The organism is Paenarthrobacter sp. NPDC056912, assembly GCF_042786555.1.
Taxonomy (GTDB): domain Bacteria; phylum Actinomycetota; class Actinomycetes; order Actinomycetales; family Micrococcaceae; genus Arthrobacter.
The window spans coordinates 44,898-66,219 of the sequence record NZ_JBHUCD010000016.1 but is presented as its reverse complement, the minus strand read 5'-3'; the positions used below and the strand labels follow the sequence as shown (position 1 = coordinate 66,219).

At 62.6% G+C, this 21,322-nt stretch carries 23 protein-coding genes and 3 pseudogenes; 15 read left to right on the top strand and 11 right to left on the bottom strand.

Annotated features, from left to right (window positions below; all coding sequences use genetic code 11):
• Window positions 1-76: 76 nt before the first annotated feature.
• Window positions 77-622, top strand: coding sequence for a hypothetical protein (locus ACFRJ9_RS17190; RefSeq protein ID WP_377670309.1), 546 nt, complete (start codon window positions 77-79; stop codon window positions 620-622).
• Between the two features lie 100 nt (window positions 623-722).
• Here the strand turns inward: ACFRJ9_RS17190 and ACFRJ9_RS17185 are convergent, their stop codons facing one another.
• From ACFRJ9_RS17185 to ACFRJ9_RS17175, 3 genes are read right to left on the bottom strand one after another with little or no spacing between them, the layout of a single operon-like run.
• A complete protein-coding gene (locus tag ACFRJ9_RS17185) occupies window positions 723-2,270 on the bottom strand; it encodes an APC family permease (protein WP_377670306.1) in 1,548 nt (515 codons plus the stop codon).
• Window positions 2,271-2,282: 12 nt separating this feature from the next.
• Window positions 2,283-3,293: an agmatine/peptidylarginine deiminase gene (locus ACFRJ9_RS17180; RefSeq protein ID WP_377670304.1), complete on the bottom strand. Its 1,011-nt coding sequence runs from the start codon at window positions 3,291-3,293 to the stop codon at window positions 2,283-2,285.
• Window positions 3,294-3,304: 11 nt separating this feature from the next.
• Window positions 3,305-3,436, bottom strand: a complete 132-nt coding sequence (locus ACFRJ9_RS17175) for a hypothetical protein (RefSeq protein ID WP_377670302.1) — start codon at window positions 3,434-3,436, stop codon at window positions 3,305-3,307.
• Window positions 3,437-3,687: 251 nt separating this feature from the next.
• On the opposite strand from ACFRJ9_RS17175, the gene ACFRJ9_RS17170 reads away from it, so the two are divergent.
• Window positions 3,688-5,079, top strand: a complete 1,392-nt coding sequence (locus ACFRJ9_RS17170) for an HNH endonuclease (protein ID WP_377670300.1) — start codon at window positions 3,688-3,690, stop codon at window positions 5,077-5,079.
• Between the two features lie 56 nt (window positions 5,080-5,135).
• Here ACFRJ9_RS17170 and map read toward each other — a convergent pair whose 3' ends face one another.
• The gene (map, locus tag ACFRJ9_RS17165) at window positions 5,136-5,912 is read right to left on the bottom strand and encodes a type I methionyl aminopeptidase (RefSeq protein WP_377670297.1); all 777 of its coding nucleotides are present in this window, start codon (window positions 5,910-5,912) and stop codon (window positions 5,136-5,138) included.
• Window positions 5,913-5,981: 69 nt separating this feature from the next.
• Between map and ACFRJ9_RS17160 the strand changes: the two genes are divergently transcribed.
• Window positions 5,982-6,284, top strand: coding sequence for a helix-turn-helix domain-containing protein (locus ACFRJ9_RS17160; RefSeq protein ID WP_377670296.1), 303 nt, complete (start codon window positions 5,982-5,984; stop codon window positions 6,282-6,284).
• A gap of 2 nt (window positions 6,285-6,286) precedes the next feature.
• Here ACFRJ9_RS17160 and ACFRJ9_RS17155 read toward each other — a convergent pair whose 3' ends face one another.
• The gene (locus ACFRJ9_RS17155) at window positions 6,287-6,868 is read right to left on the bottom strand and encodes a helix-turn-helix domain-containing protein (protein ID WP_377670294.1); all 582 of its coding nucleotides are present in this window, start codon (window positions 6,866-6,868) and stop codon (window positions 6,287-6,289) included.
• Between the two features lie 129 nt (window positions 6,869-6,997).
• Between ACFRJ9_RS17155 and ACFRJ9_RS17150 the strand changes: the two genes are divergently transcribed.
• Window positions 6,998-7,975 carry an NAD(P)/FAD-dependent oxidoreductase gene (locus ACFRJ9_RS17150; RefSeq protein WP_377670470.1) on the top strand — a complete coding sequence of 326 codons (978 nt, stop codon included), beginning with the start codon at window positions 6,998-7,000 and terminating at the stop codon, window positions 7,973-7,975.
• A gap of 40 nt (window positions 7,976-8,015) precedes the next feature.
• Here the strand turns inward: ACFRJ9_RS17150 and ACFRJ9_RS17145 are convergent, their stop codons facing one another.
• A complete protein-coding gene (locus ACFRJ9_RS17145) occupies window positions 8,016-8,894 on the bottom strand; it encodes a helix-turn-helix transcriptional regulator (protein ID WP_377670291.1) in 879 nt (292 codons plus the stop codon).
• On the opposite strand from ACFRJ9_RS17145, the gene ACFRJ9_RS17140 reads away from it, so the two are divergent.
• The 3 genes from ACFRJ9_RS17140 (at window position 8,893) to ACFRJ9_RS17130 (ending at window position 10,611) form a co-directional block, all read left to right on the top strand.
• Complete coding sequence (locus tag ACFRJ9_RS17140) at window positions 8,893-9,405, top strand: cupin domain-containing protein (protein ID WP_377670468.1); 513 nt, start codon at window positions 8,893-8,895, stop codon at window positions 9,403-9,405. The two genes, ACFRJ9_RS17145 and ACFRJ9_RS17140, sit on opposite strands and share 2 nt — an antisense overlap.
• Window positions 9,406-9,432: 27 nt before the next feature.
• Complete coding sequence (locus tag ACFRJ9_RS17135) at window positions 9,433-10,290, top strand: aldo/keto reductase (protein ID WP_377670289.1); 858 nt, start codon at window positions 9,433-9,435, stop codon at window positions 10,288-10,290.
• 105 nt (window positions 10,291-10,395) lie between these two features.
• Entirely contained in the window at window positions 10,396-10,611 is a 216-nt protein-coding gene (locus ACFRJ9_RS17130) for a hypothetical protein (protein WP_377670286.1), read from the top strand.
• Between the two features lie 74 nt (window positions 10,612-10,685).
• On the opposite strand, the gene ACFRJ9_RS17125 is transcribed toward ACFRJ9_RS17130, so the two are convergent.
• The gene (locus ACFRJ9_RS17125; RefSeq protein ID WP_377670465.1) at window positions 10,686-11,693 is read right to left on the bottom strand and encodes a LacI family DNA-binding transcriptional regulator; all 1,008 of its coding nucleotides are present in this window, start codon (window positions 11,691-11,693) and stop codon (window positions 10,686-10,688) included.
• A 153-nt stretch (window positions 11,694-11,846) separates the two neighbouring features.
• On the opposite strand from ACFRJ9_RS17125, the gene ACFRJ9_RS17120 reads away from it, so the two are divergent.
• From ACFRJ9_RS17120 to ACFRJ9_RS17105, 4 genes and pseudogenes are all read left to right on the top strand, one after another.
• Window positions 11,847-13,034 carry a Gfo/Idh/MocA family protein gene (locus ACFRJ9_RS17120; RefSeq protein ID WP_377670283.1) on the top strand — a complete coding sequence of 396 codons (1,188 nt, stop codon included), beginning with the start codon at window positions 11,847-11,849 and terminating at the stop codon, window positions 13,032-13,034.
• Complete coding sequence (locus tag ACFRJ9_RS17115) at window positions 13,031-14,050, top strand: sugar phosphate isomerase/epimerase family protein (protein WP_377670280.1); 1,020 nt, start codon at window positions 13,031-13,033, stop codon at window positions 14,048-14,050. The genes ACFRJ9_RS17120 and ACFRJ9_RS17115 overlap by 4 nt, the downstream gene beginning before the upstream one ends.
• Before the next feature lie 99 nt (window positions 14,051-14,149).
• Window positions 14,150-14,604 (top strand): annotated as a pseudogene (locus tag ACFRJ9_RS17110) (Gfo/Idh/MocA family protein); the annotation flags it as partial.
• An 82-nt stretch (window positions 14,605-14,686) separates the two neighbouring features.
• On the top strand, window positions 14,687-15,454 hold the full coding sequence (locus ACFRJ9_RS17105) for a hypothetical protein (protein WP_377670278.1): 768 nt from the start codon (window positions 14,687-14,689) through the stop codon (window positions 15,452-15,454).
• Between the two features lie 2 nt (window positions 15,455-15,456).
• Here the strand turns inward: ACFRJ9_RS17105 and ACFRJ9_RS17100 are convergent.
• From ACFRJ9_RS17100 to ACFRJ9_RS17085, 4 genes and pseudogenes are all read right to left on the bottom strand, one after another.
• A pseudogene (locus tag ACFRJ9_RS17100) lies at window positions 15,457-15,600 on the bottom strand (helix-turn-helix domain-containing protein); the annotation flags it as partial.
• A 644-nt stretch (window positions 15,601-16,244) separates the two neighbouring features.
• Window positions 16,245-16,382 (bottom strand): hypothetical protein, encoded by a 138-nt coding sequence (locus ACFRJ9_RS17095; protein WP_377670276.1) that lies wholly within the window; start codon window positions 16,380-16,382, stop codon window positions 16,245-16,247.
• 46 nt (window positions 16,383-16,428) lie between these two features.
• Window positions 16,429-16,743, bottom strand: a complete 315-nt coding sequence (locus ACFRJ9_RS17090) for an RNA polymerase sigma factor (RefSeq protein WP_377670462.1) — start codon at window positions 16,741-16,743, stop codon at window positions 16,429-16,431.
• A gap of 337 nt (window positions 16,744-17,080) precedes the next feature.
• On the bottom strand, window positions 17,081-18,274 hold the full coding sequence (locus ACFRJ9_RS17085) for a ricin-type beta-trefoil lectin domain protein (RefSeq protein WP_377670273.1): 1,194 nt from the start codon (window positions 18,272-18,274) through the stop codon (window positions 17,081-17,083).
• 130 nt (window positions 18,275-18,404) lie between these two features.
• Here ACFRJ9_RS17085 and ACFRJ9_RS17080 point away from each other — a divergent pair.
• From ACFRJ9_RS17080 to ACFRJ9_RS17065, 4 genes and pseudogenes are all read left to right on the top strand, one after another.
• A pseudogene (locus ACFRJ9_RS17080) lies at window positions 18,405-18,866 on the top strand (Tn3 family transposase); the annotation flags it as partial.
• Window positions 18,867-19,037: 171 nt separating this feature from the next.
• A complete protein-coding gene (locus tag ACFRJ9_RS17075; protein ID WP_377670271.1) occupies window positions 19,038-20,156 on the top strand; it encodes a pyridoxal-phosphate dependent enzyme in 1,119 nt (372 codons plus the stop codon).
• 14 nt (window positions 20,157-20,170) lie between these two features.
• Entirely contained in the window at window positions 20,171-20,806 is a 636-nt protein-coding gene (locus ACFRJ9_RS17070) for a transcriptional regulator (protein WP_377670268.1), read from the top strand.
• Window positions 20,807-20,810: 4 nt separating this feature from the next.
• Entirely contained in the window at window positions 20,811-21,227 is a 417-nt protein-coding gene (locus ACFRJ9_RS17065; protein WP_377670265.1) for a RidA family protein, read from the top strand.
• Window positions 21,228-21,322: the final 95 nt, after the last annotated feature.

The window sequence follows — 21,322 nt, the reverse complement described above, 5'->3', positions numbered from 1 at the left end:
AGCGGCTACAAACCGCCCGAACACCGGGATGCGCTCCTAATGTTGAAGTATCAATCTCGCCTGAAGGGGGCAAAAAATGAGGAAGTTCAGTGCCGGTTTGGCAGCAGTCCTGGCTGCTGCCGGACTCGGTCTGGCAGCGCCGGGTCCAGCCTCGGCAGCATCATATTGCGGTATCACGTGGGGCTCATTGGCCAAGGCCGATCCCGACATGAGCTCCGCCAATGTCACCAGCGTCCGCACGGGTCAACAGCCCTGCTACGACCGCTTGGTGATCGACATGACCGGCAAAGTGGCCGGCTACTCAGTGCGTTACGTTCCGGTAGTGATCCAGGATGCAACGGGCTATCCCATCCCGATGCTCGGTGACGCGGACTTGCAGGTGGTGGTGACGGCGCCGTCGTACAACCAGAACGGCCAGCCGACGTACTTGCCGGCCGCGAAGGCAGACCTGTCCAACGTTTCCGGCTATCAGACGTTCCGCCAGGTGGTTTATGCGGGCAGCTTTGAGGGCACCACGAGCATCGGGCTGGGGCTCCGTGCCCGGCTTCCGTTCCGGGTGTTCACCTTGGACGGTCCCGACGGCGGGTCCCGCCTGGTGGTGGACGTAGCACATCGCTGGTGAATGAGGACGCCGGGAGGGGGCGCTCAGGACGCGGGAAAGCGGCCAGTTCGTTGGAATGTTCCACACGAACTGGCCGCTTTCCCGCGAACTCGCTGTTTCCCTACTCCGGCACCACCAGGGCCGGGGTGTCCTTGCGGATAGTTTCACCACGGAAGAAGCCGGGCCGGACGCGGGACATGATCAGCATGACCACGGCGCCCAAAGCGAGGATCCCGATGCCGAGGACGAACACCAAGCCCACCCCGAAGATCTCCGAGCCACTTCCGAACTCCGGAGCCCAGCTGTCAACGGCGGTCTGAAGGAACACCACGAACAAGCCCACCCCACCCAGCAGCGGGCACACGAGCCGGAGGAAGAAGTTGCGGACGCTGGAGAACACGCTGTTGCGGAAATACCACACGCAGGCGATGGCCGTCAGTCCGTAGTAGAAGCAGATCATCAGGCCGAGGGCCAGGATGGTGTCGTTCAGGACGTTTTCGCTGATCACGTGCATCACTGCGTAGAACCCCGCGGACAGGACGCCGGCCGCAATGGTGGCGAAGCCCGGCGTCGAGAACTTCTTGCTCATGTGGCTGAAGCGCTCAGGCAGGGCGCCATAGTGCGCCATGGCCAGCAGGCTGCGCGACGGTGACGTGAACGTGGACTGCAGGGATGCCGCGGAGCTGGAGAGCACCGCGAGGGACATGAGGATGGCGAACGGTCCCATAACAGGCGACGCGAGGGCGGTGAACACGTTGGCGTGGTTTTCGGCGTTGTTCAGGCCGATTCCGGTGTCTCCGACGCCGGCGAACATCATGGTGGCGATGGTGACCAGCAGGTAGATGCCCAACACGATCACGGCGGTCAGCGTGCCTGCGAGGCCGGCGGTCTTCTTGCCGTTGGCGGTTTCCTCGTTGACTGTCAGGCACACATCCCAGCCCCAGTAGACGAAGATCGACAAGGAAATACCTGCTGCGATCTGGCCGAAGGTTTCGATCTTGGTGACGTCGAACCAGTCCCAGCTAAAGGGAACGGCGGTCTCGGACGTGGACCAGTTGGCGAAGGCCATGGCCACGAACAGTCCCAGGACCAGCAGCTGGAAGCCCACCAGGCCGTACTGGACGATCTTGGTGGTGTGCAGGCCGCGGTAGCTAATCCACACGGCCAGCGCCACGAAGACGAAGCAGGTGGCCACGTTGAGCAGCTTGTTCGAGGCGAGGTCGGCGAGCTCAGGTGAGCCCGTGGCCTGTGCCAGGAACAGGTAGAAGAAGTCCACGGCGACGCCCGCCAGGTTGGACAGCACGATGATGTTCGCCGCGAGCAAGCCCCAGCCGCCCATCCAGCCTACCCACGGGCCGAACGCCTTGGTGACCCAAGTGAACGTGGTGCCGCTGTCCGGTGAGTCTGCGTTGAGCTCCCGGTAGGCCAGCGATACCAGGATCATCGGAATGAAGCCGATCAGGAAGATGACGGGCAGTTGCAGTCCGACTTCGTTGACGGTGGGACCGAGCGCACCGGTGAGGGTGTACGCCGGGGCGATGGTTGAAATGCCCAGAACGACGACGGCGAGGAGCCCCAGCTGCCCCGTCTCCAGTCCCTTGCCGCTGATGTCGTGCGACGGTGCGGCTGCGGCGCTGCTGGAAGCAGCGTTGCGGATTGTCTGGCTCATGTGAGGCCCTTTCTAGCTGGCCGAGGGTTGTTGCTGCGTGATGCAGTGGATGCCGCCGCCCCGGGCGAAGAGTTCGCGGGCGTCAACACTGACCACGCGGCGTCCGGGGTAGGCATCGGCGAGAATGCGGTGGGCTTTCTCGTCCATGGAGTCGTTGAAACTGCAGGCGATGACCCCGCCGTTGACCACGAGGTGGTTGATGTAGCTGTAGTCCACATACCCTTCGTGGTCGGTCAAGGTAACTGGTGCGGGAACTTCGATGATGTTCCAGTCCCGGCCTGCTGCGTCGTGGGTGGTGCGCAGGAAGTCGATGATCTCGCGGGAGACGTTGTAGTCAGGGTGTTCCGGGTTTTGCTGGGAGTGGACCAGCAGCGTACCCGGGCTTGGGATCGCTGCCACGATGTCCACATGGCCGCGCGTGCCGAACTTTTCGGAGTCACGGGTCAAGCCCCGGGGCAGCCACACCACGTGGGTGGCGCCGATGGTGCGGGCCAGCTCCTCCTCGATGTCCGACCTGGTCAGGCCAGGGTTGCGGCCTCGGTCCAGCTGCACCGTTTCGGTGACAAGGACAGTGCCCTCGCCATCAACCTGGATGCCGCCGCCTTCGTTGACGATCCCGGACGGTATGTGGCTGGCGTTGGCCCGCTGGCTCACGTCCGCGGCGATCAGCGAGTCCTTGTCCCAAGCCGCCCAGTCCTGCCCGCCCCAGCCGTTGAAGATCCAGTCAACAGCGCCAAGTTGCCTGTTGGCGTCGAGCACGAACGATGGCCCGATGTCCCGCATCCAGGCATCGTTGAGTTCGGCAGTCTGTACCTCGACGCGAGGGTCCAAGTAGCGCGCGGCTGTCTCGACGTCGTCGGCCGTTACCACCATGGTGACGGGTTCAAACTCGAGGATGGCGTTCGCGACGGCGGCCCAGGCAGAGCGCGCTGCGTGCGCCTCTTCGTCGGTATCGCCCAAGGTGTAGCCGCCGGTGGGGAAGGCCATCCAGACGCGGTCCTGGGGAGCCGTTTCGGACGGCATGCGCCAGACGCTCACGCGGCGACGGCCTGGGGCTGGGCTTGGATGTAGTCGGCGCGCAGCGGGGCGGTCCACGGCGGGGTGCGCGTGGCCGGTTCCGTGCGGGCCATGGAAGCCGGGGCTTCGCGGCGGGTGATTTCAATCATGATGGCGTGTACTCCGTGAGACGACAGTCACTAAATGAATAGCGTTCATTTAGTATGGCCTGTGTCACGCTTCTGTGCAAGGGCGGGCTGAGTGACTGTTGTTTGTGACCGGGCGGGGGTGGGTTCCCCGGGGTTGCCATGGGGGCCATTAGCGACGAGCCGGCGAGTCGATGGATGGGTGCGTTATCGGGTTTTCCACATAGCAACGATTGGGTCTGATGGTTGCTCTTGCCTGCTGGAAGAGTTGGGGTATGGAGCAGATTCGGGGCAGTCAGGCGGGCGCAGCGGTTGCGTCTGATCCTGTCGCAAGACTTCTGTCCCTGGAGTCGGCACCCCGGGTTTCTGATCTCATCGCACTCCTGGGCGCCGTCCGTCTCGGTGCCGCGAGCGGCGAGCTGATCGATCAGATTCGTGGGTTGGAAGATTTGAAGTCCGCTATTGCTGGCTTGCAGGCGCGTGCTGCGGTGGCTTTTGATCTGGCGCAGCGCGGCGAGCAGGAGGCTGTCGGTGTGCCCGCTTCTGAGCGGGGCCAGGGTGTCGGGGCGCAAGTGGCGTTGGCTCGGCGTGAGTCCCCGAACCGTGGATCCCGGCTTCTGCGGTTGGCGAAGGCGTTGGTAACCGAGATGCCCCGCACCATGGCCGCCCTGGAAACGGGCCAGCTGAACGAGTGGCGTGCCACCCTACTCGTGAAAGAGACCGCCGGCCTGTCTGTCGAGGACCGGTCCGCCGTGGACGAGGAACTCGCGGCCGATACCGGGACGTTCGAGGGAAAGGGTGACCGGGCCATCGTCGCGGCCGCGAAGGCCGCAGCGTATCGCCGTGATCCGCGCTCGGTGGCCCAGCGTGCCGGTCACGCCGCGGGCGAGCGGACGGTGAGCCTGCGCCCGGCACCAGATGCCATGACCTACCTGACAGCGTTGCTGCCCGCCGCCCAGGGTGTGGCCGCCTCTGACGCGCTGACCCGAAAGGCGGAATCGGCCCGTTCGGTGGGGGATTCGCGGACCCGGGGACAGGTCATGGCCGACACCCTCGTCGAACGACTCACCGGCAAGCGCGGCGGGATCAGCGGTGTGGAGCTCCAACTCGTGATGACCGACCGAACCCTTCTCCAAGGCGACAGCGAACCGGCCCGGCTCAAGGGCTACGGAATCGTCCCATCGGAATGGGCCAGAACTCTTGTTGGCACGGGGGATGAGTTCACCGTGTGGCTCCGCCGGCTCTACGCTGCACCCGGGACCGGCGAGCTCTTGAGCATGGACTCCAAGGCCCGCTTCTTCCCGCCACGGCTTAGACGTTTCATTGAAATCCGCGACGATACCTGCCGCACGCCTTACTGCGACGCGCCCATCCGGCACATCGACCACATCGTGCCCTGGCGCTCCGGCGGCACCACCACGGCGGACAACGGCGCCGGACTCTGTGAAGCCTGCAACCACACCAAGGAAAACCCCGGTTGGACCGCCAAAACCGCGCCCGCGGACGTCCACGCCCTCGAAATCAGCACCCCCACAGGGAACACGTACCAGTCCAAAGCGTCACCCTTGCCGGGGCAAGGTCAAGCAGCGGGAAATGCGCGTGACCCGGACCCGGAACCCGAAGCGCGCCCACCTGGGCACGAACGGCGTGGCCTGGTCCCCGTATAGCGAGCCTGGGGTGCCGGCCCGGTGGTGAAACTTCCCGGGAACGGCCCCTGGCGAGCCTAGGTCAGAGTCGGCAAGGTGAGAATCTCGGCACCGTCGGGTGTGATGGCGATGGTGTGCTCGCTGTGGGCTGTCCGGCAGCCCGTCACGCTTCGGAGCGTCCAGCCGTCAGGATCGGTGACCAGTTCGGCTGTGTCCGCCATGACCCACGGCTCCAGTGCCAGTAGGAGCCCGGGACGCAGTTTGTATCCGCGGCCGGGCCGGCCGGTGTTCGGAACGTGCGGGTCCTGGTGCATGGTTGATCCGATGCCATGGCCGCCGAATTCGACGTTGATCGGGTAGCCGGCCTCGCTGAGGACTGCGCCGATGGCATACGAGAGGTCTCCGATCCGGGCGCCGGGTCGGGCGGCAGCAATCCCGGCGCGCAGTGCACGTTCGGTTGCGTCGATCATCGCGACACTCTCTGCAGGCCGTGATTCGCCCACAATGAAGCTGATGGCCGAGTCTGCAGCGACTCCGCGGAGGGAAACTGCGAGATCCAGTGTCAGCAGGTCGCCGTCGGCAATCGTGTAGTCGCGAGGCAGCCCGTGCAGCACGGCATCGTTGACGCCGGTGCAGATGTAGTGGCCAAACGGCCCCCGTCCGAAGGATGGTGCGTAGTCGACGTAGCAGGATACTGCCCCCGCCTCGAGGATCATGGCCTTGGCCCACTGGTCGATGTCCAGAAGGTTGGTGCCCACGGTGGCGCGGCCCTTGAGCGTGTGCAAAATGTTGGCGACCAAGGCCCCCGTATCCTTTGCTCTGTGCAATTCAGCGGGGCTTAGGATTTCGATCATGCGGCACCTTTCTCTCTGTGTGACCAATAACTATCCCGGCCATATTATCCCGGTATTACAATTGGAGCCATGGTCAGGCTGCCACTTACTCCCGCAGAGGCCGAGCGCGGACAACGCCTTGGTGCTCTCTTGCGTCGCGCCCGCGGTGAGCGTTCGATGCTGGAGACCGCCCTGGACGCCCGCGTCTCGCCGGAGACGCTCCGAAAGATTGAGTCCGGTCGTGTGGCGACCCCCGCATTTCCCACTGTCGCCGCGATCGCCGATGTCCTTGGACTCTCCCTCGATGAGGTGTGGGCTGAGATCAACCAGCCCGAACCTGGCGTGGAGCAGTCCAGCATTCGCCGGAGTGCTCGTGAATGGCTGGCCTCCTAGGCTCAGCGCTTGGGTCGGGCCCGCACATGGAGGCGTTCGCCCTGCTGGCCGAACAGGGTTAGGAGCTCCACGGGTTCCGCGGTGGCACTGACAAACCAGTGCGGTGTCCGCGTATCGAATTCCGCCACTTCGCCCGGGTTCAAGACAAAGTCATTCTCACCGAGCATCAGCCGCAGTTTGCCGTTGAGGATGTACATCCAGTCGTAGCCCTCGTGGGATTGGGGGTTGGGAACCTCCTTGCCGGTGCCGCCCCGCAGAACCATTTTGAATGCCTGGATTCCGCCGGGTCGTCGCGTGAGCGGGAGTGCGGTGCCCCACTCGTGGACGTGGGGCTTGAGGTGGATGCGGGGATCACCCGTTTCCGGAGCGTCGATGAGTTGTTCGAGGGGAACCTGGTGAAGTCTCGCGATGGGCAGCAGCAGCTCAAGCGTGGGTTTCCGTTGGCCAGACTCCAGCCTTGAGAGCGTGCTCACGGAGATGCCTGTTGCCTCCGAAGCTTCCGCCAAGGTCAGGTTGCGCTGGGTCCTCATGGCGCGCAACCGGGGACCGACGGCGTCGAGCATGGTGCTGAAATCTGCAGTCATCCCTCCAGTTTGCCATAGCGGCAAATTTTCTTGCCGCTTTGGACCGAAGTGCCCAACCATTGAATCAGCGGTACAGGACCGTATCTAACGTGTGGAGGCACAGTGAGCAAAGAGCCAGTGGAGAGCCGGATGGCCGATGAGTATGACGTCATTGTGGTGGGAGGTGGCCCAGCTGGGTTAAGTGCAGCGGTCACCCTGGGCAGGGCACTGCGGTCTGTCCTGGTGATCGACGCCGGGGAGCCGCGAAATGCGCCTGCCGCGGGGGTGCACGGCTTCCTTTCGAGGGACGGAATAGATCCCAAGGAACTGCTGGCACTCGGACGCGCGGAAGCGCGGCAGTATGGGGCTGACGTCGTATCCGGTGTAGCGGTCGCGGCACGTTCGACGGCGGACCCAACGGCCGGTTCGGTGCCGGCCTTCGCGGTGGACTTGGCGGACGGCCATACGGTGGGAGCGCGCCGTCTGCTGGTTACTACCGGTCTCACCGACGTCCTGCCCGAAATTGACGGCATTCGGGAACGGTGGGGACGCGACGTGCTGCACTGCCCCTATTGCCACGGCTGGGAAGTTCGAAACAAAGCCATCGGCATCCTGGGGTCGGTGCCGATGGCTTTGCACCAGACAATGCTGTTCCGCCAATGGAGTCCCGACATCACGCTGTTCCTGAACGACCTCGTGGACCCGACGGAGGAACAGTGGGAGGAATTGGCCGCCCGATCCATCACCGTGGTGGAGGGCAAAGTGCAGTCCTTGCAGGTTACCGACGACGCCCTGAGCGGGGTTGTCCTGGCGTCCGGCACAGTGATTCCTGTGGAGGCCGTTGTCACGGGCCCGCGGATGGTGGCCCGTTCCGTCGTCTTGGAGTCGCTGGGTGTCTCCGCTGTGGAACACCCCATGGGCGTTGGGAGCCATGTAGAAGTGACTGCGCAAGGCGGCGCGACGTCCGTGCCGGGTGTGTGGGCGGCAGGCAACGTCACGGATCTCACGGGGCAGGTTATGGCGTCCGCTGCTTCCGGGGTCATGGCCGGGGCTGTGATCAACGCCGACCTCGTGAATGAGGAGACCAGGTTAGCGGTGCAAGCCGCGAGGACGGCATTTTCCCGGTGATTGCTGGTGCCAGCTAGTCCTCGGTGTCTGGGCAGCCAACTCAGCGTTGCCGTAGTTCGGTGTCAGCAGGGGATGCTGACTGGGCAGCCGTCCAGCTCGCCAGGAAGGCAAGTTGTTCCTGGGCTTGGCTGCCTGGCTCGGCCGTGTAGGCGATAAGGGTCAACCCTTCGCCAGGGACTTCCAATGCGTCGCCCGTCAGTTCGATCTCCCCGACCAATGGGTTCCTCATGGTCTTCCTTGCCGAGCGGTGGAATTTCACGTTGTGACGTGCCCATCGAGTGGAGAACTCCGGACTGCCGGCCGCGAGGTCACCGATCAAGCCATTCAGGTATCGGTCGCGGGGGCGACGACCTGATTCCACGCGCAGGGCTGCCGCGAAATCATCGGCAATGGTCTCCCACTCCACGAAGAAGTCCCGCGAACGAGGGTCCAGGAACATGAAGCGGGCCAGGTTCAAGGGCATGCTGGCGGGGGAGAGGATGCCGGTATAGAGGGCAAGGCACAGGCTGTTCGCAGCGACGATGTCCATCTTGGCGTTTCGGACATACGCCGGAGTCCCGGTCATTCCGGATAAGACCCGTTCGATGCTCGGCCGTACCTCGGACCGCGGGGTGCGGCCGCCTGCTGGCCGGGCCGGGGCCGCCGCCTTTGCCAAGTCCAGCAGGTGCGAGCGCTCCGCCTCGTCGAGCTGAAGGGCGCGGGCCAGGGAATCAAGGACTGAGTCAGAGACTCCGCGGAGATTTCCGCGTTCAAGGCGGGCGTAGTATTCGGTGCTGACCCCGGTCAGCAGCGCTACCTCTTCGCGCTTGAGGCCCGCCACCCTTCGTGTCCCGCTGTAGGCGGAAAGGCCGGCCTGCGCTGGAGTGATGCGCGCTCTCCGGCTCATGAGGAAATCGCGGACGTCTTTGTTGTTGTCCATGGTCCTACGCTACGACGGCCGCGGCGGCTCCAACAGGAACTGGCAGTACACCTCACAGCAGGGACTCCTCCGCCCGGCCGGGGGCTGGTTCTCTGGAGGTATGGAACTAGTACCTGTTGCCCCTGCCTCGGTGGCCCCTGCGGAGCGGTTCACCGGGGACGTCTATGTCAGTCCCCTCCATGCGGGCGAGGTCCCGTCAAGGCTTATCTCAGCGTTGGTGCACTTCACTCCCGGTGCCCGTACCAATTGGCATTCCCATCCATTGGGTCAAACCCTGCACTGCACCGGCGGCAATGGCCTGGTGGTGACAAGGGATGGAACGGTGATCCATCTGCGCCCGGGAGACACGGTCCACACCCCTCCTGGCGAAGAACACTGGCATGGCGCCACGTCACGAAGCTTGATGAGCCATTTGGCCATGGTGGAGCACTACAACGGGGAGAGCGCCACGTGGCTGGAACCCGTTAGCGACGCCGACTACGAAACTGCCGACGCCCCCTTGGGCCGCTGAACCGACACATCCCAACGAAGGAAAACCATGCAGACTGTGACACTTAACAACGGCGTCGAGATGCCGATCCTCGGCTTTGGGGTCTTCCAGATCCCCGATGAGGAAACCCAGGCCGCCGTGGAGGCTGCGCTCGCCGCCGGATACCGTCACCTGGACACAGCCGCTTCCTACGGAAACGAAGCGGCAGTCGGTGCAGCGATCAAGGCGAGCGGCCTCTCGCGCGAGGAACTGTTCGTCACCACCAAGCTCTGGATCCAGCATGCTCCTACGGGCAATGTGCAGGAGGACACCAATCGGGCCTTCGCCAACTCGCTCGACCGGCTGGGACTGGAGTACGTGGACCTGTACCTGATCCACCAGCCGCTGGGCGACTACTACAGCGAGTGGCGGGCCATGCAGGACTTCAACAAGGAAGGCCGGGCCCGCGCCATCGGCGTCTCGAACTTCCACCAGGACCGCCTGGTGGACCTGATCGACCACAACGAGATCGTCCCTGCGGTCAATCAAATCGAAACGCACCCGTTTCACCAGCGTGCTTCTGACCAGGCGCTCATGATCGAACGCGGAGTGCAGATCGAGTCCTGGGGTCCGTTCGCTGAAGGCCGCAACAACCTCTTCGCGGATCCGGTCCTCAGCGCCATCGCCGAAGCCCACGGCAAGTCCGTTGCCCAAGTGGTGCTGCGCTGGCTCGTCCAGCGCAATGTGGTGGTCATTCCCAAATCGATCCGGCCTGAACGGATGGCCCAGAACCTGGACGTCTTCGACTTCACCTTGACGGACGAACATATGGGCCTGATAGCGGCGCTCGATACCGGATCCAGCCTGTTCTTCGACCACCGCGACCCCGCCATGGTGAGCTGGTTGGGCGGACGCAGGATCAGCTGATCCACGAATCCAGGCTGGCTGCCTCACACCTTCACGCAAAATAACAGTCGACTTGTCGGCCAAGTGCGAGGACCATTAAAGGACAGCCGTTGAAGGAGGTTGGGTATGTGCTACGCGTACTATGACGACTTCGAGCGGCGCACGAAGAAGGACTCCGCGCGCAAGCCCGAGACGCACACGTCCGAGGCCAAAAAAGAACCAGTTGTCCCTGCTGAGAGCCGTCCAAGGACGGAAGGAACGCTATGGACTTTCCTGGCCCGCCGTCGCAGGGAATTCGAGGTTTCCGAGCCGAAGATCGACCGCATCCGCGAGAAAGTCTAGGTACCAACCAGGACTGGAACGAAAATCAGATCCAACGAAAGGCGCTGCATTCGCGGCGCCTTTCCCACGTTGTCCTAACGGGCAGCAGCTGTGGTGCCCCTGAGGACCAGCAGGGGTTCGATGAGCTTCCGCCCGGCCTCTAGGCTTGGGTCGTCGAGTCGGGCCAGGAGCCTCTGTGCGGCGTCCACGCCCACGATGTCGCTTCGGTTGTCGATGGATGTCAGGTCCAGGTAACGGGACTTGGCCAACGGCGAGTTGTCGTACCCGATGACCGAAATTTCCGCCGGCACCGACAAACCCCGGGCCTTGATGGCCGCGAAAGCGCCCAACGCCATGGTGTCGTTCGCCGCAAAGATGGCCGTGGTTTCCGGGTGATGGTCCAGGAGCCGGCAAGCGGCGCCGTACCCGTCTTCTTCCGACGTTCCGGCGGTCTCGCTGATGACTACCTCGACGCCGGCAGTTTCCACCGCCTGCCGGAACCCTGCGCGGCGGTGAGCAGAGGCGCCGTCGCCTCCTGAGAGGTGACCGATCCGGGTATGACCGAGCCCCAGCAGGTGGTTGGCGGCCAGGCTGCCGCCGCCGTCGTCGTCGTTGGTGATGAGGTCCGCGCCCGCCGGAACGGCTCGGCGCCACCCGGCCACCACGGTGGGTACCCAGATGCCCGTGAGCATGGCTTCATTCGGTTCGGCGGCGAGCACCAGCGCATCCACGTGCATGGCAAGCAGTCCGTCGGTGGCTTCCTTGATGCGGTTTTCGCCAGGGCGGGAGTCGGCCAGCATGACTTGGTAGCCGAGGTCCGAGAGGACGGATTCCATGCCCCTGAGGAGATCGACGAACCAGGGATTTCGGTAGTCGTCAATGACCAGCCCGATGCTCTTGGTGCGGGTACTCGCAAGGGTCGTGGCCGCTCGACTGGGCTGGTATCCCAGCTCCGAAATGGCGCTTTGGACAGCGTCCCGGCGTCTTTCGCTGACCCTTTCCGGGTCCTTGAGGAACAGCGAAACCAACGACGGCGAGACGCCGGCTTGGCGCGCGACGTCGTACAGGGTGGGGCGTCTGGTCTGGGGGCTGTTCAACGGAATCGATGTGCCTTTCGTGTCTGTCCTTGAGGATAGTCGGTTAATGATTGACAGGACATATAGACATAGTTACGATCAAAGCCAGCGTAAAAATTGTAGCGCTACAAAATGCCGTACAGCGCCCCACGCGGCGGCGAAATTTCGAAGGAGAAATCAATGGCTGAGAGCCTCGGCGTCGCCGTCATCGGTGCAGGCATGGCCGGCAAGGCCCACGCTGCCGCCTACCGCACGGCATCTGCCCTTTACAGCCCCGTACTTCCCCCGGTGCGCCTGGTCTCGATCGGCGATGTCAACGCCGAATTCGGTTCCTTGGCCGCCCGCCGGTTCGGATACGAGCGCAATGACACGTCCTGGCAGGCGATTGCCGAGGCCGATGACATTGATGTGGTCAGCGTCGTGATTGCCAATTCGCTGCACCGCGAAGTGGTGGAAGGGTTGCTCGCCGCCGGCAAGCACGTGCTGTGTGAAAAGCCGTTGAGCGACACCCTCGAAGACGCCCGCGCCATGGCCGACGCTGCCCGCGCCGCCGAGGCCGGCGGAACCATCGCCCGCATCGGCTTCACATTCCGCCGTACACCGGGCATCGCTTACATCCGCGACCTCATCCGGAACGGTGTCCTGGGCAATGTGCTTCATTTCAGCGGCCGCTACTGGACCGACTACGGTTTCAGCCCCGCCGCCCCCATGAGCTGGCGCTACAAGGGCGGCCCCGGCTCCGGTGCCCTGGCCGACGTCGGAAGCCACCTGACCTACGTTTCCGAGTTCCTGTGCGGCGACATCACATCCATCAGCGGTGGCCGCCTCACCACGGCCATCGACAAGCGTCCGTTGCCGCTCGGAGCTGTGATCGGGCACGACCACGCTGCTGTCAGCGACACCTACGAGGCTGTTGAAAACGACGACTACGCAGCTTTCAACGCAGAGTTCGCCAACGGAGCCGGCAGCTTCGAGGTCTCCCGAGTAGCTGCGGGCCATGCCAACAGCCTCCAGTTCGAGGTCTTCTGCGAGAACGGGGCCGCCAAGTTCGACCAGCGCCGTCCGTCCGAAATCCAGTTGTTCCTCAACGACGGCTCAGGCAACGAGAACGGCTACCGCCAGGTCATCCTCGGCCCGGGACACCCGTACATCGCCGGCGGCCTGGCCATGGACGCTCCGGAAGTGGGCTTCGGCCAGAACGACGCCTTCGGCTACCAGGCCCGTGCGTTCCTCGAAGAGGTTGCCGGCCTGGACGCGGAAGCATCCCTGCCGCGCTGCGCCACGTTCGACGAAGGCGTCCGCAATATGGAATTGCTCGGTGCCGTCACCGAATCGGCTCTGAACAACGGAAAGAAGATCACGCTATGAAGCTCGGCGTCTACAACGCGATCCTGCACGACCGGCCTCTTCCCGAGGCACTGAAGGTCATTGCCGGCCTTGGCCTGACAGGCATTGAAATCAACACCGGCGGGTTCCTGCCGCCCGTGCACGTGCCTACCTTTGACCAGATCCTGGAAAGCGACGCCGCACGCGACGACTACCTGGCGATCTTCGAAGGCACAGGCGTCTCCATCGCCGGCCTTAACTGCAACGGCAACCCGCTGCACCCCAAACGCGAGATCGGTGAAAAGCACGCGGAAGACATCCGCCGCTCCATCCGGCTGGCCCAACGCCTCGGCCAGGACCGCGTGGTCACCATGTCCGGCCTGCCCGGCGGGGAGCCTGGCGCCACTACCGTCAACTGGGTGGTCAACGCCTGGAACTCGGCAGCACTTGACGTGCTGGACTATCAATGGGGCGTGGCGGCGGAATTCTGGAAGGAAACCGACCGCCTGGCCGCCGATCACGGGGTCAAGGTAGCCCTGGAACTGCATCCGCAGAACATCGTCTTCAACACCGCCGACGTCCACAAGCTGATAGAGCTCACCGGCGCCACGCACGTAGGCGTGGAACTGGATGCATCCCACTTGTTCTGGCAGCAGATGGATCCGGTGGCCGTGGTCCGCGAACTGGGCCCTCTCGTGTTCCAGGCCGCTGCGAAGGATGTCCGTGTGAACACGGAGAATGCCGCGCTCTACGGCGTGCTGGACAACAGCTTCCGCCGGCTCTCGGCGGACGAGCACCGAACCAACCTCGGTGGCGACGAATGGGCTAACGAGTGGCCCAAGAACTCTGCGTGGGACTTTGTTGCCCTGGGCCGCGGTCACGACACCGCCTACTGGACGGAGTTCCTCCGCGCGCTCCATGAGGTGGACCCGAACATGCTGGTCAACATCGAGCACGAGGACGTGTCCTTGGGCCGGATCGAAGGCCTTCAGGTAGCCGCCAAGGTCCTGCGTGATGCCGATGCCGCCCTTGAGGCATCACTGAACGTACCGGCGTAAGCGAAGCGAAAGAAGCAGGGCGAACAGCAAGGCGGTGGCTTCGGCTGCCGCCTTGCTGTGGCATGGCAGGAAACGAAACCCTACGGAAGGACTCGGCACGTGCGCATCGGGATTGTGGGATATGGAGTGGGTGGAAGGTATTTCCATGCACCGTTCATTGAAGCTGCAGAGGGCGTGGAACTGGTGGGTGTCGTGGCGCGCTCAGAGGCCAGGCAAGCCGAAGTCCAGGCTGACTATCCAGGACTTCCGGTCTATGGCAGCCTGGCGGAGATGCTTGCGGCCGGGGTTGATGCAGTGACCATTACCACCCCGCCGCAAACACGCCGCGAGCTGGTCCTGGAAGCAATAGCGGCAGGCGTCCATGTAGTGGCAGACAAGCCGTTCGCCCCCGATTCCGACGCCGCGACGCCGACATCCTCACGCTTGCCGGAGTCCTCTCCTCGGGTGAATTGGGCCAAGCATGGCGCGTGCACTCGATCATGGACCAAGACGGCGCGGACACCCTCGAGGTCGGCCCCACAGGAGGCCTGTTGCGTGATCTGGGGAGTCATGTGGGGGTCGCTTGAGAAAACGGACGTCAGACTACGCTAAGGAGTCTTTGTCGGATTGTCGGTGGTGTCTTCTAGCCTGGAGCGTATGGAGAATCTGTCAGATGTTGAGCACGCGTATTTGAGAGCTCTGGATCTGCTCGTCGAGCGTGAGGTTCCTGTAATCAATGCGCAGGTATCGGTTGGAGCCCCGGGAGCGGTCGTTTGGTTGGACGTCGACTTAGAGGTAGATGTCCTTGAGGCTGCGCTGAGGGTCATTGATACTTGCGCGGTTCGATTTGTTGCTGCTTCGGCCGCGGTTGACGGCGACGAGGAAGAACGGTCGCTTGTCTTTGTCGGCGATGTGTTGATCGGGCTTAGATTCGGCGTGGAAGTCGACGATGACGATGACTTCGAACAGGTTTCAGGCTTCGACGCCGCAACCGTTGAAGACGAAGTTCTGAAATTGTCAGCTTCGGTCATTGAACGAGTCTCTTCGTTCCCCGGTGTTGAACCCTCGAACTTTGCAAGGATTCAGCAGCTGGTCGATGAGGCCTTTGCAGAGTTTGCGGCTGGTGATGAACGAATGGACAGGGTGGCGCGGTCGCGGGCTTCCGCGTTGGTGTATGAGATTGCTGAGGAGATCCGGCGGAGGCATCGGAGAGGTTTTGCCGACCGAGCGGAGGAGATTGCTGACTCGATACTTGCGTCCCGGCCAAATGTCCTATCGATGAACTTAACTGCGCTAAGGCCCCTTGTGCACGATTACCTGCGTACGTTAGACCATGAATGTGCAACACAGCGGGCCGGCGAGCCGGTTGTTCAGGCACTGCGTGCCAAAGCGAAGGCTCCTGCTGCCGGCGCCCCGCTGTTCTAGTCTCACCGTGAAGAAGCGGGCAGCCAGCGGTAGAGCGTTGGCACGGATACACCTAGATCGCGCGCCACATCGACGGCAGGTGTTCCCTGGGCCAGAAGGCGCCTGGCTGAAGTGATTTTACTGTCGGTCATGATCCGTTTCCGGCCCGGTGATGTGCAGGAGAGTGTTTGCGCTCTCACTGTGCGCATGCGCGCCTGGTGTGGAACCTTGCCGTTGAGCAGCACGGGGATTGGCGCCCGGGGCGCAGGGGCGCGCCGGGCGGCGACTCTCTGAGAGGGGGGAAGACTGCTGGAGCGCGGCCGCCCACATGGGGGAGTGGACGACCGCACTGTCCGCTGGAGCTCGAATCAGCGGACCAGTACGCCCCCGCTTAAGAGACCACGGTAGGGGCGCACTTCCGAGGAGCCGGCCATCCAGCCGGCCCCTTATGGTGACCGGGGCAGGGATTGACAACGTAACTGCCCCAACACCCGCACAGTATGAACGCACCCTGGCCCGTGCGGGCTGTCAGGACTGAATAGTCATTCCGGTCCCGGTGATGACGGGTGAACGCGTTCACCCGGAGCGAAGCCCTCGCCAGGCTGTGAGTGCCCTCCATTGCGTGCCCGGCGTTGGGTGGCTTGTGAAGAAGTGGATATCCAACGCTAAGGGACCCCGGCGTCCGGTAACGAACGCTGGCAAGTCATTCCAGGGCAAGGCGCAGAAATAGCGTTGACCCTCCGAGCACCGCGGAAAAACGGACTCTAACGTACAGCAAGCTCGAAGTACCCCAGATCACAAACGAACGATTTCATCCGTTTTCTGCAACCACCCCTTTTTGGGATTGGCGGAGCCCGGCTTTGGCGCGGCGGTGCAGGGCGACAACGGCGTTGGGACTGAGCGCGAAGAGTTTGGCTGCTTCCTTGGCTGGGACGTCGTTCAGGTCCATGTGCCAGAGGACTTGTTGCCAGCGTTCGGGTAGAGACCTGAATGCCTCAGCCAGAGAAGTCAAGGAACGTGGTTCCGGTGAAGTCGGTGAAGTCGGGGAGCAGGGTCTCACGGGACTGCTGCCCGATTTGCCGGTGAATGTGACGGGTGATGCTGACAAATAGGTACGCGGTGAAGGTCCCTACAGGACCTGCGCCTGCGTTGATGGCGGCCAGGATGGAGGCGAAGGCCTCTTGGACGGCGTCTTGAACCATTTGGTGGTCACGGGTGCGTCGCCGTGCGACGCGCAGAGCAGTGGGGGCGCGTCGGGTGAAGAGTACGCCATATGCCTCAGCGTGGCCTTGGCGGACCGCCTCAAGCAGTTCCCCGTCGCTGAGACCCTCCGGGGAGCCACGCGGTTGGTGTCAGAGAGAATCAATGATGCCCGTCCCGGGCGTTGGGTGCGGGCGTAGCAGGACGTCTGCCATCTTGAGCTCTGGGGACTTGGGAAGATCGGTACGGAGATTCACGCTAAGTGCCTCGCTATAGAAAACGGACGTCATGATTTCGCGAACACGGGCGAAGCGTCCTGGCCACCGAAGTCGAACGAAAATGCCCCTTACCGGCGACTCGGTACGGGGCATTTCGGTGGAATTCGGGCTTACCGTTTCATGACGCCGCCATTGGGTGTCATCAGGTCACTGGGAGCGAATGGTCTGGTTATCCGGCTTTTGGTACTGTCCATTGCTGGTTTGCGCCGCCGTGGCAAGTGTAGAGGAGTGCCTCGTTGGTGGTTGTGGATACGTCAAGGCATTTCCCGGTGCCCGGGTTGGTCAGGGTTCCATTGGTGCTTCGCCACTGTTGCGTAGAGCCGGCGTGACAGGTATAGGCGAGGGCTTTGACGCCGTCGGTTGTACCGCCGGCGTCCAGGCACAGCCCTGTTGCCGAGCCCAGGCGGATGGTGCCGTCCTTGGCAACGACCCAATTCTGATTCCCGATGTTGTTCGAATCGTTCGCCTTGGTAGTGAGGGGGGTGTTGTTTGTTCCCGGACCGCCGTCCAGGACACGGCTGTTCAGACCGATGAGCGGTCCCCGGATGGTGTTACCGATAGCGTTGGTCTGAATAGTGGAGGACGGGGTTGTTTCGATCGAACTGAAATCTGTCGGACACGCGGAGCTTAAACTTGTGCTCAGGACCCCGGCGTTTACGGCACCGGCATTGGCCCGGGGCAAAGCGATCTCAGCGCGGGAGTAGGGCTGGTCCAGGCAGGTGGCCTTAGGGTTGTTCCATTCGAAGTACTCAGTCCAGGAGACCATGTTCGTGGATTTGACATAGTCGGATCCTGCGCGGATGCTACCAAGCTTGAAGGACGTGCCTGTCGTGGTGTCTGTGACGGTGACGCCGAACCACCTGTCACCCTCGTTGTTGAGGTTGAATTTGTAGTTATGGCCTTGGACCCATTCAACGTTGATACGGCAACTCTTTCCGACGCCTTCACCGCCGAAGTCCTGGCACCAACTCCCCGCAGCGCCCGCTTTGGCCTCGGTTGCATCCCACACTGAGAAGATGAAGGTCCGCGCGTTCCCGGCCCCGTTGGTCTGCATGCCGGTGTAGGCGTTCTTTCCATCGCTGAACTGGAACTGGTTGGACCAGAAGACTTTGGCGGACTTACCCGGGTCGGCCGTGACCTTGATACCGAACTCAACATCGCTCAGACCTTGTGCCGGGGCGTTAGCGAATGTGTAATTCGTGTAGGTGCCAGGTGTCTGGCCCAGCGTGGCTGCCGCGATGGTTGCGGTCGGACCCGTCTCGATGTTCGTGGCCGCTAGAGCGGCCGTGGACCCACCGGACAGCAAGCCAAGGGCGATTGCTGGCGTCAATGCCAGACTGGCCCAAGTTCTTCTCCACGTCATTATTGGTTTCTGCTTTCAATCATGCACGACAGGCCATGCCTCAGACCGATCACACGGTATGAATACCTCCGGTTAAAGGATTCATCACAAAATAGTGCGAATCCCTAAATTAGTGACGTGAATCACGAAAACATACCCCCGCATCGGACGGCGTTCGGGTGCACTGGCTGAAATTGCTAAGGGGTGGGTGTCGGCCAGGTCTTGCTTCCTGCTGGACGGGCTCCAAGACCCTGGCCTCCGCCGGAAAGTCACAGCCGGCCTTAATAAAGGAGAAGCCCGCAACACCCTTGCCCGGGCAGTGTTCTTCAACCGGCTCGGTGAAATCCGCGATCGATCCTTCGAACAAGAGCGCTACCGCGCCAGCGGCCTAAATCTCATCACCGCCGCTATCGTTCTCTGGAACACCTTCTACCTTGACCGCGCAATCACCACCCTCACCAACGCCGGCAACAGTCCTGATCCAGATCTCCTGCGGTACCTCTCACCACTGGGATGGGAACACAACAACCTCACCGGCGACTACACATGGCCCCGCGCCAGCCACATCAAACCCGGAAAATACAGGCCACTACGTCGCACAGCCAAACCTTAGCGTTGGATATTTCACTTTTTCACAAGCCACCCCTTCTTCTGCTTGGGAAACGGAACGCAGAACCATTTTTTACACTTTGTCCAAGCGCATACTTTTTTTCAATGAAATGCTGGACAAACAGTAAAAAGTTAGACAGACTGTAATCAAGCTCACAGACAAGAATGAGGTTTCATGGATCCCGACGTCCCGTATCTGTACGACCGAAGCGGGGAGAAGTACCCGGTCGACGCTCCGCGGTGGCGAGGCAATGACGGCACGCCCTTGATGGTGTCGGCGCTTCGCGGAATAGGCCGTGACGACATCGAAGACCGAGAGCGGTCCCAGTGGCGTTACGAGGCTGCCCTGCCCTACCATCTGCGTGAGAAGATCACGCTTGGGGAGGGCTGCACCCCACTGCTGCCGTGCCATATCAACGGGGCCGACGTCTTCGTCAAGCCCGAGTGGTTCAACCCGACGTCCAGCTTCAAGGACCGCGGGACGACAGTGATGCTTTCGGCGCTGAAGGACCAAGGGATCATCAGGGTCCTCGAGGACAGCTCCGGTAACGGCGGCTCCTCCGTCGCTGCCTATGCCGCCGCCGGTTCCATGAAGGCCAAGGTTCTGGTGCCCGCCAGCACTTCGCCGGCAAAGATCGTCCAGTCACGGCGCCACGGCGCCGAGATCGAACTCGTTCCCGGGGTCAGACAAGACACTGCGGACGAAGCGGTCCGCCAGTCGGGCTCAATCTTCTACTCGAGCCATAACTGGCATCCCTTCTTCCTGCAGGGAACCAAACTCATCGCCTACGAGATCTGGGAAGGCCTCGGTTTCACCGCCCCGGACAGTGTCGTAGTTCCGGCCGGGGCAGGAAGTCTCGTGCTGGGCTGTTCAATCGGCTTCGGCGAACTGCTGCGTGCCGGTCAGATCGATAAGATGCCCCGGATTCTGGCCGTGCAGCCTGAGAACTGCAGCCCCATCGCCAAGGCATTCGCCGCCGGGTCACCGGTCCCGGTCGACGGCGCGTGGAAACACAGCTTCGCTGAAGGTGCCTCGATCGCCCACCCGGTGCGCGGACCGGAGGTCCTCGCCGCGGTCACAGGAAGCGCCGGCGCGATCATCACGGTGACCGAAGACCAGATCCGCGCCGCTACCGACGAACTCGCCCTCAAGGGCCTTTATGCTGAACCGACAAGTGCGATGGCCGGCGCTGCTGTCCCGGCCTTCATGGACCGCGGCCTGATTCGCACCGGCGAGAAAACCGTCTTGGTGCTGACCGGTTCGGCGCTCAAGGCCACAGCAATAACTGAGTGATTTGGAGAATACAGATGACATCACCTGAGAACGCCGAAACCGAGCACCTGTTGTCCGAGCTGGACAAGATCACCACAGCTCTCGGACGGACCTTCCCAGGGCTGTGCGAAGTCGTTCTTCATGACCTCCGCGACCCCCTCCACACAGTCCGCACGGTCGAAAACAACATTTCAGGGCGTAAACCCGGGGACTCGGCCACAGAGCTGGGACTGGCCCGGATCCAAGACCCTGAGTTTCCTGCAGTGCTGCAGAACTACGCCAACAGCTTCCCTGACGGCCGCGCCTCAAAAAGCACCTCCATCGGCATCAAGGACAGTCAGGGAAATTACATCGCGGCCCTGTGCTTGAACGTCGACATCTCACTGCTCAGCACGCTGACACACCAGCTTTCCGCCCTCACCCGGATCGACGAACAGGCTCCTATGGTCGAAGAAAGCATGCGGCCCAAGAGCCTGCAGGAAATACGGATATTCATCGCCACATATGCGGCCGAACGGGGAAAGACGCCCCAGAGCCTGGACGCCGAATCGACGCGGGCGCTGACCCGGACACTTCGCGATGAAGGTTTCATGAACATCAAGAAATCCGTACCCACCGTCAGCGAAGCCATCGGCGTCTCGCGGGCGACCATCTACAACTACCTGAAGTGAGCCCATGACCCCATTCAGCACAGCCCCTGCAATCCAGCAAATGAACGCTGTTGGCGTCGTCTCCCCCGTGGGGAAGTACAGCCACATCACAGTAGTAAACGGCATGGCCTTCATCTCCGGCCAGCTACCCATCAACAGCGAAGGCGAGCCGGTTACCGCCGAGCCCTTCGCCGTCCAGGTCGAACAGACCCTGGCCAACGTCGATGCCTGCCTCGCGTCAGCTGCGCTAACCCGTGAGGACCTTGTACAGGTCCGCGTCTACGTCACCGAAATCGCCGACTGGAAAGCCTTTGACGACATTTACGGCGAATGGATTGGCGCGCATCGACCGGCTAGAGCCGTCGCCGGCGTCAAAGAACTTCACTACGGAGCTGCCGTAGAAGTCGAAGCCATCGCCCTCCTCCAGGACATCACCCGCTAGTTCCCTGGCCGGCCCCTGGCCTAAGGGCCGGCACCCATCTCCCGAACCGCAATTCGACTCCTCGATGGAGATACCGATTTGTGGTGCCCAAAACA